Genomic DNA, 12,833 nt, shown 5'->3' with positions numbered 1-12,833 from the left:
GTACCGTTACGCGGCTGCCAGCTTCGCCGCCGAGTCCGCGTCGACGCAGGCCTGGATCACCGCGGCGAGGTCCCCGTCCAGGACCTGGTCAAGGTTGTACGCCTTGAAGCCGACGCGGTGGTCCGAAATGCGATTCTCCGGGAAGTTGTACGTACGGATCTTCTCGGAGCGGTCGACGGTGCGAACCTGGCTGCGGCGGGCGTCGGCGGCTTCCCGCTCCGCCTCCTCCTGCGCCGCCGCGAGCAGCCTGGAGCGCAGGATACGCAGAGCCTGCTCCTTGTTCTGCAGCTGGCTCTTCTCGTTCTGGCAGGAAGCGACGACTCCGGTGGGAATGTGCGTGATGCGCACCGCGGAGTCGGTCGTGTTGACGGACTGGCCGCCGGGGCCGGAGGAGCGGTAGACGTCGATCCGAAGGTCGTTCGGGTTGATCTCGACGTCGACCTCCTCGGCCTCGGGCGTGACCAGCACACCGGCGGCGGAGGTGTGGATACGGCCCTGGGACTCGGTGGCCGGCACACGCTGCACGCGGTGCACACCGCCCTCGTACTTCAGCCGGGCCCACACGCCCTGGCCGGGCTCGGTGGCACCCTGGCCGCCCTTGGTCTTCACGGCGACCTGGACGTCCTTGTAGCCGCCGAGCTCGGACTCGGTGGAGTCGATGATCTCGGTCTTCCACCCCACGCGCTCGGCGTAGCGCAGGTACATCCGCAGCAGATCGCCGGCGAACAGGGCGGACTCGTCGCCGCCCGCGCCCGCCTTGATCTCCAGGATGACGTCCTTGTCGTCGCTGGGGTCGCGCGGGACGAGCAGCAGCCGCAGCTTCTCGGTCAGCTCGCCGCGCTGCTTGTCCAGCTCCTTGACCTCGGCCGCGAAGTCGGGGTCGTCGGCCGCGAGTTCGCGTGCGGTCTCGATGTCGTCGCCGGTCTGCTTCCAGGAGCGGTACGTGGCGACGATGGGAGTGAGCTCGGCGTAGCGCTTGTTCAGCTTGCGCGCGTTGGCCTGGTCGGCATGGACCGACGGGTCGGCGAGCTTCGTCTCCAGGTCGGCGTGCTCACCGACGAGTTCCTCGACGGCCTCGAACATCTTTCGGCTCCTGTACTGCTCGGGAAGGGGAAGGCGGGCGACCAAAAACGCCGGTCCCGGCGCACCCCGGCAAAGGGATACGGCCGTGGACCGGCGAAATGGGGCTCGCTACTTCTTGGAGCCGGCGGCCTTGCCGAAGCGGGCCTCGAAGCGGGCCACACGGCCACCGGTGTCGAGGATCTTCTGCTTGCCCGTGTAGAACGGGTGGCACTCGGAGCAGACCTCGGCCCGGACGGTGCCGGACGCGATGGTGCTACGGGTGGTGAACGACGCGCCGCAGGTGCAGCTGACCTGCGTCTCGACGTACTCGGGGTGGATGTCGCGCTTCAAGGTGTCTCCTAGATTTCGGGAGGGCGCCGGGTCGCAGCCGCGGGATGCGGAGGCGTGAACCGGAGCCGACGTACCAGTCTGCCAGGACTGGCGCCATCCCCCAAAACCGGGTACCGGGATGATCTATTCCCTACGGGTCCCCACGGGGTCAGGACGTGCCCCTACGGGGTCACGACGCCCTTGGCCCCGCCCGTGGCCGTGCCCTTCGTGGCGCCGGCCGGGATCGGCCGGTCGTTCTTGAGGGCGTCCCAGACCAGCTGCGCCTTGGCCTTCGCCAGGACCACGCGGTTGGGATTGGCCGGGTCGTACTGCACCGGCATCGTCACCATCTTCATGTGCGAGGAGCCGATGCCCTTGAGACCGTTCGCGAAGTCCATCAGGGAGTTCACCGAGCCGAGGTCGGAGTCGGTGGTGACGGCCTTGGTGGCGGTGTCGGCGAGGTCGAACAGCTTCTTGGGGCTGGTGAAGACGCCGACGTGCTTGACCTGGTCGATCAGCGCCTTGATGAACGCCTGCTGGAGCTGGATGCGGCCGAGGTCGGAGCCGTCGCCGACACCGTGCCGGGTGCGGACCAGACCGAGGGCCTGCTCGCCGTCGAGGTTGTGCGTGCCGGCCTTGAGGTGCAGGTGACTCTGGGCGTCCTCGATGTTCTTGGTCGTGGTGACCGTGACGCCGCCGAGGTCGTCGATGAGCTTCTGGAAGCCTCTGAAGTCGACCTCCAGATAGTGGTCCATGCGGATGCCGGTGAGCGCCTCGACGGTCTTCACCGCGCAGGCCGCGCCGCCGGTGGAGTAGGCGGAGTTGAACATCACGCCGGACGCGGCGGGGTACGCGTTGCCCTTGGTGTCGGTGCACCCGGGGCGGTCGATGAGCGTGTCGCGGGGGATGGAGACGACGCTCGCCTTCTTGTGGCCCTCGTACACGTGGACGATCATGGCCGTGTCGGAGCGGGCGCTGCCGTCGTCGGCGCCGCCGCCGAGCTTCTTGTTGCTGCCCGAGCGGGTGTCCGAGCCGAGGACCAGGATGTTCTCGGAGCCGTTGTCGACCTTCACCGGCCGCTGGGTGCCCAGGGCCTGGTTGATGTCGATGCTCTTGATGTTGCCGTTGAGCTTGACGAACAGATATCCGGCGCCGGCTCCGCCCAGCACCACGACACCCGCGGCAGTCCAGGCGGTGATCCGCAGGGCCTTGCTGCGCGGGCTGGGGGGCTTGCGGCGCCGCCCCTTGCCACGACGCGACGGACCGCTCGCGGTGGACCCGGGCATCCCGGGCTCGGATGCGTCGGGCGCGGATATGCCGGGCTCGGATGTGCCGGGCTCCGGCGTGCTCTCGGCAGACATGTGCTCCTCAGCTTCTCGTCCGGTCGGTTACCCCCTGCCGTCACGGTCGGACATGGCCACTTTTGACCTGTACGGCACTATCGTCACCCCGTCGGGTCAGACGGAGAAACTCGGCAAAGGGTTGCACAACGCCCGGTGCCCACCGCGTGAAGGCGGTGGGCACCGGGCGTGACCGGGTGAGTCGGGCGTACCCCGCTCACCTGCTGTTTCAGCCGAAGATGTCGTACTGCTGGAAACCGGTGCCGAGCGAAATCCTTGTGGCGAAAATCTCGCTGGTCGCCTTGCCGGTGCCCTTGTACAGGTAGAGCGTGCCGCCGGGCGTACGGGCCAGGAAGTCGGCCTTGCCGTCGCCGGAGAGGTCACCGACGGCGTCGAAGGCGTTGTAGCCGGTCCAGGCCGAGCGGACCTTCACGCGCGCCGAGAAGGCGCCAGCGCCGGCCTTGCCGGTGCCCCGGTACAGGTACAGGTCGCCGTTGCTCTTGCTGCGCGCGAGCAGGTCGGCCTTGCCGTCGCCGTTGAAGTCGCCGTGGCCGCGCACCATGTTGTACTGGTTCCAGCCCGTGCCGACCTGGACACGGGCGGCGAAGGTGCCGTTGCCCTTGCCCGGGTAGAGCCACAGGGTGCCGCCGGAGTCGACGGACAGGACGTCGGGCAGGTAGTCGCCGGTGACGTCGCCCGGGGTGATGACGCGGGTGCGGGTCTTCCAGCCGGTGAAGATCTTCGTCTGGGACCAGCTGCCGGTCGCCAGCACGTAGTGCATCCAGTAGATGTCACCGGTGCCGCTGTCGCGGACCACCAGGTCCTGGATGCCGTCGCGGTTCAGGTCCGTCTGCAGGACGACGTTGACGCCGTCCCAGTTGCCCCAGGAGATGCGGGCGCCGAGGGACGAGCCCTTGGAGTCCTTCTCGTAGCCGGTCTTGCTGGAGGCGTTGCGCACCCACAGGTCGGCCTTGCCGTCCGTGTAGCTGAGGTTCGCGTCGGCGATCTGCGCGTAGGCGGCACCGAGGTAGGTGCTGACCTTGCTGAAGACGCTGTAGGCGCCCTTCTGCACGCAGTCCACGACGCCCCACGAAACGACGCCCACGATGCGGCCATTGACCACGAGCGGACCACCGGAGTCGCCGTTGCAGGCGGAGGTGGTGCCGGTGTCGCTGCCGGTGGCGGGGTTGCCCGCGCAGACCATGTGGCCCTTGACGAAGTCCGTGCCGTAGAAGCCGGAGCAGGTGGCGTCCGACTGGATCGGCAGCGTGGCCGTCTTCAGCGTGTCGGAGATGTCCTGGCTGGTGGAGCTGGTGCGGCCCCAGCCGTAGACCTTGGCGCTGGTGCCGGCCGCGTAGGAGCCGGTGTCGCTGGAGGTCGTCGGCCGGATCGGCGTGGCCTTGACCGGGGAGTCCAGGGTGAGGACGGCGATGTCGTTGTCGATCGTCGTCGCGTTGTACGACGGGTGGTTCCACTGGCGCAGGACCGCGGTGGCGGTGCCGCCGTGCAGGTCCGTGTTGCCGGCGCTGTCGGTGCTCGGCAGCTGCGAAGTGCCGGTCAGGACCGCGCCGTTGGCGCCCCAGTTGTAGCCCTTGACGCAGTGCGCGGCGGTGAGGATCTTCGTCGGCGAGACGACCGCGCCACCGCAGAAGAAGCCGAGGTCGTCGCTCTCGTCGGCGGTGCCCTTGTCGTCGTAGTACCAGAGCTGGGCCATCCACGGCGCCGTCGTGATGGTCGTCTGCGTGCCACCGATGATCTTCGGGTCGACGGTGGCGGTGTTCGTGCTCGCGCTCAGGGACGACTTCTTGGTCGTCTGCCCGGCGGTGTCGTCACCGGCGAGCGCACCGGCGACGCGCTTCTCCAGGGTGGCGAGCGAGGTCGAGGCGATCGCCGGCTTGACCTTCGGGGTCGGCACGGCGGTGGCCGCGCCCGCGGAGGAGGTCATCAGCGCCGCGGTCACGGCCGCGGCGACACCGGCGGCGGCAAGGGGCAGGGCAAGGCGTATCCGGCGTCTGTGACGGCCGCCGGACGGGGTCGTGGTCAAGAAAGTCCCCCCAAAGGAACTTGAGACGGAAGGGACGCGAGCCGCGTCCACTCATCTCAGCGCCAAAAGGCCGCCCTCCGTCACTGATGACGGAGGGCGGCCTTCATGCGCCCCAAGGGGCGCGGGGAACTGCGCGACAAGCCACGGACGAGGCCGCGGCCGAGGGACGGCCGAACGAATTCGGCCGACCCGGTGGAGCGACTAGTCGCCGTTGCCGGGCGTCGGCGTCGTCTTCTGGATCTGCATCAGGAACTCGGCGTTCGACTTCGTCTGCTTCATCTTGTCGAGGAGCAGTTCGACCGCCTGCTGCTGGTCGAGGGCGTGCAGCACCCGGCGCAGCTTCCAGACGATGGCGAGCTCGTCGGGGGCGAGCAGGATCTCTTCCTTACGGGTGCCGGACGCGTCGACGTCCACCGCCGGGAAGATGCGCTTGTCGGCGAGCTTGCGGTCGAGCTTGAGCTCGGCGTTGCCGGTGCCCTTGAACTCCTCGAAGATCACCTCGTCCATGCGGGACCCGGTGTCCACCAGGGCGGTGGCGAGGATGGTCAGCGAGCCGCCGTCCTCGATGTTGCGCGCCGCACCGAAGAACCGCTTCGGCGGGTAGAGCGCGGTCGAGTCGACACCACCGGACAGGATGCGGCCGGAGGCCGGCGCCGCCAGGTTGTAGGCACGGCCCAGACGCGTGATCGAGTCGAGCAGCACGACGACGTCGTGGCCCAGCTCCACCAGACGCTTGGCACGCTCGATGGCGAGCTCGGCGACCGTGGTGTGGTCCTCGGCCGGACGGTCGAAGGTCGAGGAGATGACCTCGCCCTTGACCGACCGCTGCATGTCGGTGACCTCTTCCGGACGCTCGTCGACGAGGACGACCATCAGGTGGCACTCGGGGTTGTTGTGCGTGATCGCGTTGGCGATCGCCTGCATGATCATGGTCTTGCCGGTCTTCGGCGGGGCCACGATCAGACCGCGCTGGCCCTTACCGATCGGCGACACGAGGTCGATGATGCGGGTGGTCAGCACGCCCGGGTCCGTCTCCAGGCGGAGGCGGTCCTGCGGGTAGAGCGGGGTCAGCTTGTTGAACTCCGGGCGGCCACGGCCGTGTTCGGGCGCCATGCCGTTGACGGAGTCGAGGCGGACAAGGGCGTTGAACTTCTCGCGGCGCTCGCCCTCCTTCGGCTGACGGACCGCACCGGTGATGTGGTCACCCTTGCGCAGGCCGTTCTTACGGACCTGGGCGAGGGAGACGTACACGTCGTTCGGACCCGGCAGGTAGCCCGACGTACGGATGAAGGCGTAGTTGTCGAGGATGTCCAGGATGCCCGCGACGGGGATCAGGACGTCGTCCTCGGCCAGCTGCGGCTCGGCGACCGCCTCGTCGCGGCCACGACGGCCACGGCGGTCGCGGTAGCGGCCCCGACGGCCCCGGCGGCCGCCCTCGAAGTCGTCGTCGTCCTGCGGACCGGCGTTGCGGTCCTGACGGCCGCCGCCCTGCGGCTGGTTCTGCTGCTGGCGCTGGCCGCCCTGGCCGCCCTGCTGCTGGTCGTCGCCCTTGCCCCGGCGGTCGCGGTCCCGGCCGCGCTCACGGCGGTCGCGGCGGCGGCCGTCAGCGTCACCGGCGTCGCCCTTCGCGGCGTCGCCCTGCGACTGCTGGGCCGGCGACTCGGCCTTCGGCTCGCTCTTCGCCTCGGCGGCGATGGTCTCGGCACCGCCCGCCGGGCTGCCCGCCTCGGCGGTGGCACGGCGACGACGGCGCTCGGTGGGCGCGTCCTCGCTGGCCGGCTGACCGGGAATCTCGATCTGCTGCTGGGCCACGGCCTTCTCGGCGGGCGCCTCGGCCTTGGCCTCGGCCTTCTTGTCCGCCTCATCACCCGTACGGGCCCGGGAGGTGGCACGGCGCTTGGGCTTGGTCTCGGTGGCTTCCTCGGCCTTCGCGGCCGGGGCGCCGCCGCCCGCCTGCGCCTCCTTGATGACCTCGATCAGCTGGCTCTTGCGCATGCGCGCGGTGCCCCTGATACCGAGGCCGGATGCGACCTGCTGCAGCTCGGCCAGCACCATGCCCTCGAGGCCGGTACCGCGGCGCCGCCGGGAGCCGGCACCGGTGGCAGGCGCGGAGGCGTCCGTGGCGGGCGCGGCAGCGGTCTCCTCGACACGTGCGCCCATCAGATCGGTGGTGTCGCTCACGAAGGGTCCTTCCCTGGAGCGGACGTCGGCCTGTCTGGCTCGGCGACCGGTTGTGCTGTCCGGCTTCGGTCCTTGTTGTGACCAAGCCGGGGCGGTGGTCCGCCTAAGCGGCGGAAGAGATATCTGGTGATGGCGCTTCCTTGAGCCGTGGCACCCAGTGTCACGTGGCGTGGTCGCACCGATTCCGGAGCGTGCCCAGCGGCCCGCTCAATGCCCGCATACGGCGTACTGCCCAGGCACGACGTACGGAACACAGAGTGGCTTGGGAGACTCCCGGAAGAATGTCTGTCCCGGACGGGGACACGAGGCACCTCGCCATGGTGGGGTCGGGTGCAGACTTGAGGTTAACACTACCGGATCCAACAAACATTCCCCCTCTCCAAATCCGGCAACCGTGTGTCAGGTCGCAAGCGGCAGCACGCTCGCTCCCAGTGCGTCGAGACTCAGCCGGTTGGCGGCCCAGTCCGCCCCGGCCAGGGCCTCCACCTTGTCGGCGGTGCCGGCGTCGGCAAGCGCCATGACGGTGGGTCCGGCGCCGGAGATCACGGCGGGGATCCCGTCGGCGCGCAGCCGCTCCACCAGTGCGGCGCTCTCCGGCATGGCGGGGGCGCGGTACTCCTGGTGGAGACGGTCCTCGGTGGCGGGCAGCAGCAGCTCGGGGCGCCTGGTCAGGGCCTCGACGAGCAGGGCTGCACGGCCCGCGTTGGCGGCGGCGTCGACGTGCGGCACGGTGCGCGGCAGCAGACCGCGCGCGGTCTCCGTCAGGACCGGCTTTCCGGGCACGAAAACCACCGGAACGATGGAATCGGAGGGCTCCATCCTGATGGCCCGGGCGGAACCGGCCTCCATCCAGGAGAGGGTGAATCCGCCCAGCAGACAGGCCGCGACGTTGTCGGGGTGACCCTCGATCTCGGTGGCGAGTTCCAGCAGGGCCGCGTCGTCGAGCCTCGCCTCCCCGCCTATGGTCACCGCGCGCGCGGCGACGATTCCGGCGCAGATGGCGGCGGAGGAGGAACCCAGGCCACGGCCGTGCGGAATGCGGTTGGCGCAGACGATTTCCAGGCCACGGGGCTGCCCGCCCAGCAGATCGAAGGCGGTGCGCAGCGAGCGTACGAGCAGGTGACTTTCGTCTCGCGGCAGCGTCCCGCTGCCCTCGCCGGCGATGTCGACGTGCAGCCCGGAGTCGGCCACCCGGACGACCACGTCGTCGTAGAGCCCCAGCGCGAGGCCGAGGGCGTCGAAGCCCGGGCCGAGGTTGGCGCTGGTGGCGGGGACGCGCACCCGGACGGCGGCGGCGCGGAAGGCTGGACCGGCCATCGCTCGATGACTCTCCTTGAGCTGCGTGATTGTCGAATGACATTCGATGCGTACGTGAGGGCCCTCAGGCCGCGGAAACGGCGCGGCACCCTGCCATATGCGGAGGCATATGCGGCGGGCGGGTTCAGTACAGCCTATCGAAGGAAGGTTCTGTGGCGACATAGGGCGCACAGGAGGCGCACGATGCGTGTCGTATGCCCCCTGTGCACCCCTCTTACGGGTCCCCGTGTGAAGACGCCATGGGGAGTCGCCCGGTTGCTCGGGAGGGCGTGTGCCGAGCACGGCCGGAGCGTCCCCGTGGCAGGGTCCGAGCGGCCCTGTGGCGGGGTCCGAACGAGCCTGTGGCAGCGCCCCAACGGACCCCGGCCGGGGCCTCTCAGGCGAGGCCGAGGCGTACGGCCGCGGAGGCCGCGTCGACCGGGACGGTGACCGGCTGCGGGGCGCCCGCGACGGCCCAGTCCGGGTCCTTGAGGCCGTTGCCGGTGACCGTGCACACGATCCGCTGGCCCGGGTCGACCTTGCCCTGCTCGGCGGCCTTCAGCAGGCCGGCCACGGACGCGGCCGAGGCGGGCTCCACGAAGACACCCTCCTGCGCGGCCAACAGGCGGTAGGCGCGCAGGATTTCACGGTCCGTCACCTCGTCGATGAGACCGCCCGACTCGTCCCGCGCCGCCAGGGCGTACTGCCAGGAGGCGGGGTTGCCGATGCGGATCGCGGTGGCGATGGTCGACGGGTCCTTGACGACCTCGCCGCGCACGATCGGGGCGCTGCCGGAGGCCTGGAAGCCCCACATGCGAGGGGTCTTGGAGGACACGCCGTCGGCGGCGTACTCCCGGTACCCCCGCCAGTACGCGGTGATGTTGCCCGCGTTGCCGACCGGCAGGACATGGATGTCGGGGGCGTCGCCGAGCATGTCCACGATCTCGAAGGCAGCCGTCTTCTGCCCCTCGATGCGGACCGGGTTGACCGAATTGACCAGCGCCACCGGGTAGTTGTCGCTCAGATTGCGGGCGAGCGTGAGGCAGTCGTCGAAGTTGCCGTCGACCTGGAGGATCTTCGCGCCGTGCACGAGGGCCTGGCCCATCTTGCCGAGCGCGATCTTGCCCTGCGGGACGAGCACGGCCGAGACCATGCCCGCGCGCACCGCGTACGCGGCCGCCGAGGCGGAGGTGTTGCCGGTGGAGGCGCAGATGACCGCCTTCGCGCCTTCCTCCTTGGCCTTGCTGATGGCCATGGTCATACCGCGGTCCTTGAAGGACCCGGTCGGGTTCGCGCCCTCCACCTTGAGGTGGACCTCGCAGCCCGTGCGCTCGGAGAGCACCTGCGCGGGCACGAGGGGCGTGCCGCCCTCGCGGAGCGTCACGACCGGCGTGGTGTCGGATACCGGCAGCCGGTCCCGGTACTCCTCGATGATTCCGCGCCACTGGTGGGTCATTGCTGCTTACTCTCCTTCAACCCGCATGATGCTGGCGACACCCCGCACGGTGTCGAGCTTGCGCAGCGCCGCGACGGTCCCGGTGAGGGAGGCGTCGGAGGCGCGGTGGGTGACGACGACGAGGGATGCCTCGCCGTCCTTCCCCTGCTGCCGAACCGTATCGATGGACACACCGTGCTCGGCGAACACGGTCGCTACCTGGGCGAGAACACCCGGTTTGTCGGCGACGTCGAGGCTGATGTGGTACCGCGTGACGACGTCGCCCATGGGCGAGACGGGCAGGGCGGCGTACGCCGACTCGCCGGGCCCCGTCGCGCCGTTGAGCCGGTTGCGGCAGACGGCGACGAGGTCACCGAGCACGGCGGAGGCGGTGGGGGAACCGCCGGCGCCGGGGCCGTAGAACATGAGCTGGCCGGACGCGTCGGACTCGACGAACACCGCGTTGTACGCGCCGCGCACGGAGGCGAGCGGGTGGCTGAGCGGAATCATCGCGGGGTGCACGCGCGCGGTGACGGAGCCGCCGTCCGCCGCCCGCTCGCAGATGGCGAGCAGCTTGATGGTGCACCCCATCTCCTTGGCGGAGGCGAAGTCGGCCGCCGTCACCTCGGTCATGCCCTCGCGGTAGACGTCGTCGAGACGCACGCGCGTGTGGAAGGCGATGCCCGCGAGGATGGCGGCCTTGGCGGCGGCGTCGAAGCCCTCGACGTCGGCGGTGGGGTCGGCCTCCGCGTACCCGAGCGCGGTGGCCTCGTCGAGCGCCTCCTGATAGCCGGCGCCCGTGGAGTCCATCTTGTCGAGGATGAAGTTGGTCGTGCCGTTGACGATGCCCAGCACCCGGTTGACCTTGTCGCCGGCGAGGGACTCGCGCAGCGGGCGGATCAGCGGGATGGCGCCGGCGACGGCGGCCTCGTAGTAGAGGTCCCTGCCGTGCTCCTCCGCCGCCGCGTGCAGGGCGGCCCCGTCCTGGGCGAGCAGCGCCTTGTTGGCGGAGACCACGGAGGCGCCGTGCTCGAAGGCGGTGGTGATGAGGGCCCGCGCGGGCTCGATCCCGCCGATGACCTCCACCACGACGTCGATGTCGCCGCGTTTGACGAGGGCGGTGGCGTCGGTGGTGACGAGGTTCGGGTCGATGCCCTCCCGCACCTTGGACGGGCGGCGGACGGCGACGCCCGCCAGCTCCACCGGCGCCCCGATGCGGGCGGCGAGGTCGTCCGCGTGCGTCGTCATGATGCGCGCCACCTCTGAGCCGACAACCCCACAGCCCAGCAGCGCCACCTTCAGCGGACGCGTACGCATCATCCGACCTCGTTTCCTCATACCGTCTACGGTTGGACCAGTCTCACTCACCGGACGGCAGTTTCTACCCTTAGTCCGGATCGTGAGACGTCTATTTCATTTCGCCGGGACAGGAAAACCGGAGATCTTCCGGCCCCGCTGCGGGCACCCGGCCGACACGGTCGCTCGGGCGCCCTCACCTGCGGCTCTCATCCGACGTCGAGACGCAGGAGGTCCTCCTCCGTCTCGCGCCGGACGATCACCCGGGCCTCGCCGTCGCCGACCGCGACGACCGGGGGCCGGAGCACGTGGTTGTAGTTGCTGGCCATGGACCGGCAGTACGCCCCGGTGGCCGGGACCGCGATGAGGTCGCCCGGCGCCAGGTCGGCGGGCAGGAAGGCGTCCTTGACCACGATGTCCCCGCTCTCGCAGTGCTTGCCGACGACACGCACGAGCATCGGCCGGGCGTCGGAGGTGCGGGAGACGAGGGCGACGCTGTACTCGGCGTCGTACAGCGCCGTGCGGATGTTGTCCGACATGCCACCGTCGACGGAGACGTACGTACGCAGCCCGTCGAGCGGCTTGACGGTGCCGACCTCGTACAGCGTGAAGGCGGTGGGCCCGACGATGGCGCGGCCGGGCTCGACGGAGATGCGCGGGGTCCGCAGCCGGGCCGCCTCGCACTCCCGCGTGACGATCTCGGTGAGCGCCTTGGCGATCTCGTGCGGCTCACGCGGATCGTCGTCACTGGTGTAGGCGATGCCGAGCCCGCCGCCGAGGTCGATCTCGGGCAGCTCGACCCCGTGCTCGTCACGGATGTCCTTGAGCAGGCCGACCACGCGGTGGGCGGCGACCTCGAACCCGGACATGTCGAAGATCTGCGACCCGATGTGGGAGTGGATCCCGATCAGCTCCAGCCCGTCGAGCTGGAGGGCCCGCCGCACGGCCTCCGCCGCCTGTCCCCCGGCGAGCGGAATCCCGAACTTCTGGTCGTCGTGGGCGGTGGCGATGAACTCGTGGGTGTGGGCCTCGACGCCGACCGTGATCCGGATCTGCACCCGCTGCCGCTTCCCGAGGGACTGCGCGAGGTGGGCGACCCGCACGATCTCCTGGAAGGAGTCGAGCACGATCCGGCCGACGCCGGCCTCGATGGCCCGCTCGATCTCGGCCATGGACTTGTTGTTGCCGTGGAAGGCGATGCGGTCGGCCGGCATCCCGGCGGACAGGGCGGTGGCGAGCTCCCCGCCGGAACAGACGTCGAGATTGAGCCCTTCCTCGTCCAGCCACCGCACGACGGCGCGGGAGAGGAACGCCTTGCCGGCGTAGAAGACGTCGGCGTCCTGACCGAAGGCGGTGCGCCAGGCCCGCGCCCGGGCGCGGAAGTCGGCCTCGTCGAGCACGTAGGCCGGGGTGCCGAACTCCTCCGCGAGCTCCTTGACGTCGATGCCGCCGACGGTGACGACTCCGTCCGCGTCACGGCTGACGGTCTGGGACCACACCTTGGCGTCGAGGGCGTTGAGGTCGGCGGGCGGCGCCGAGTAGTGCCCCTCGGGCAGGACGTCGGCGTGGCGGGGCCCGGCGGGATGTGCGGAACGGCTCATGACGGTGACTCTCAGACTCTCTGTCTCTGCCTGAAGACCTTGTCCCGGCCCTCAGAGATGTTCGGGTGCGTCGATGCCGAGCAGGGACAGACCGCCGGCCAGCACCGTCCCGGCGGCTTCGGCAAGAGCGAGCCGGGCACGGTGGGCGGCCGAGGGTTTCTCCTCACCGTGCGGCAGCACGCTGGGCAGAAACGGCAGCACGGCATCGGCGACGACGACGAGCTGCCGGGCAAGCCGGTCCGGGGCAC

10 protein-coding genes are annotated in these 12,833 nt (G+C 70.1%); all 10 read right to left on the bottom strand.

What is annotated here, in order from left to right; translation table 11 throughout:
* Positions 1–6: 6 nt before the first annotated feature.
* On the bottom strand, positions 7–1,083 hold the full coding sequence (gene prfA / locus IPZ69_RS26265) for a peptide chain release factor 1 (protein WP_235456954.1): 1,077 nt from the start codon (positions 1,081–1,083) through the stop codon (positions 7–9).
* Between the two features lie 108 nt (positions 1,084–1,191).
* The gene (gene rpmE, locus IPZ69_RS26260; protein ID WP_235456953.1) at positions 1,192–1,413 is read right to left on the bottom strand and encodes a 50S ribosomal protein L31; all 222 of its coding nucleotides are present in this window, start codon (positions 1,411–1,413) and stop codon (positions 1,192–1,194) included.
* Between the two features lie 161 nt (positions 1,414–1,574).
* Complete coding sequence (locus IPZ69_RS26255; protein WP_235456952.1) at positions 1,575–2,753, bottom strand: LCP family protein; 1,179 nt, start codon at positions 2,751–2,753, stop codon at positions 1,575–1,577.
* Between the two features lie 208 nt (positions 2,754–2,961).
* On the bottom strand, positions 2,962–4,677 hold the full coding sequence (locus IPZ69_RS26250; protein WP_235457004.1) for a trypsin-like serine protease: 1,716 nt from the start codon (positions 4,675–4,677) through the stop codon (positions 2,962–2,964).
* Between the two features lie 300 nt (positions 4,678–4,977).
* The gene (gene rho, locus IPZ69_RS26245) at positions 4,978–6,957 is read right to left on the bottom strand and encodes a transcription termination factor Rho (RefSeq protein WP_235456951.1); all 1,980 of its coding nucleotides are present in this window, start codon (positions 6,955–6,957) and stop codon (positions 4,978–4,980) included.
* Between the two features lie 399 nt (positions 6,958–7,356).
* Positions 7,357–8,274, bottom strand: a complete 918-nt coding sequence (thrB, locus tag IPZ69_RS26240) for a homoserine kinase (RefSeq protein ID WP_235456949.1) — start codon at positions 8,272–8,274, stop codon at positions 7,357–7,359.
* Between the two features lie 376 nt (positions 8,275–8,650).
* Positions 8,651–9,709 (bottom strand): threonine synthase, encoded by a 1,059-nt coding sequence (gene thrC / locus IPZ69_RS26235; protein WP_235456947.1) that lies wholly within the window; start codon positions 9,707–9,709, stop codon positions 8,651–8,653.
* A gap of 6 nt (positions 9,710–9,715) precedes the next feature.
* On the bottom strand, positions 9,716–11,008 hold the full coding sequence (locus IPZ69_RS26230) for a homoserine dehydrogenase (protein WP_235456945.1): 1,293 nt from the start codon (positions 11,006–11,008) through the stop codon (positions 9,716–9,718).
* 185 nt (positions 11,009–11,193) lie between these two features.
* Positions 11,194–12,585, bottom strand: a complete 1,392-nt coding sequence (gene lysA / locus IPZ69_RS26225) for a diaminopimelate decarboxylase (protein ID WP_235456944.1) — start codon at positions 12,583–12,585, stop codon at positions 11,194–11,196.
* Positions 12,586–12,636: 51 nt separating this feature from the next.
* Positions 12,637–12,833, bottom strand: a 197-nt coding sequence (locus tag IPZ69_RS26220; protein WP_268835062.1) for a DALR anticodon-binding domain-containing protein, incomplete at its 5' end; no start/stop codon positions are given.

The sequence above is a fragment of the Streptomyces olivochromogenes genome, from assembly GCF_021538895.1.
Taxonomy (GTDB): domain Bacteria; phylum Actinomycetota; class Actinomycetes; order Streptomycetales; family Streptomycetaceae; genus Streptomyces; species Streptomyces olivochromogenes_A.
This window is presented reverse-complemented; position numbering and strand designations above follow the sequence as displayed.

Coding starts and splice junctions, on each gene's coding strand:
- IPZ69_RS26250 (WP_235457004.1), bottom strand. CDS start 4,677: ATGACCTCCTCCGCGGGCGCGGCCACCGCCGTGCCGACCCCGAAGGTC.
- lysA (WP_235456944.1), bottom strand. CDS start 12,585: ATGAGCCGTTCCGCACATCCCGCCGGGCCCCGCCACGCCGACGTCCTG.
- IPZ69_RS26255 (WP_235456952.1), bottom strand. CDS start 2,753: ATGTCTGCCGAGAGCACGCCGGAGCCCGGCACATCCGAGCCCGGCATA.
- thrC (WP_235456947.1), bottom strand. CDS start 9,709: ATGACCCACCAGTGGCGCGGAATCATCGAGGAGTACCGGGACCGGCTG.
- prfA (WP_235456954.1), bottom strand. CDS start 1,083: ATGTTCGAGGCCGTCGAGGAACTCGTCGGTGAGCACGCCGACCTGGAG.
- thrB (WP_235456949.1), bottom strand. CDS start 8,274: ATGGCCGGTCCAGCCTTCCGCGCCGCCGCCGTCCGGGTGCGCGTCCCC.
- IPZ69_RS26230 (WP_235456945.1), bottom strand. CDS start 11,008: ATGATGCGTACGCGTCCGCTGAAGGTGGCGCTGCTGGGCTGTGGGGTT.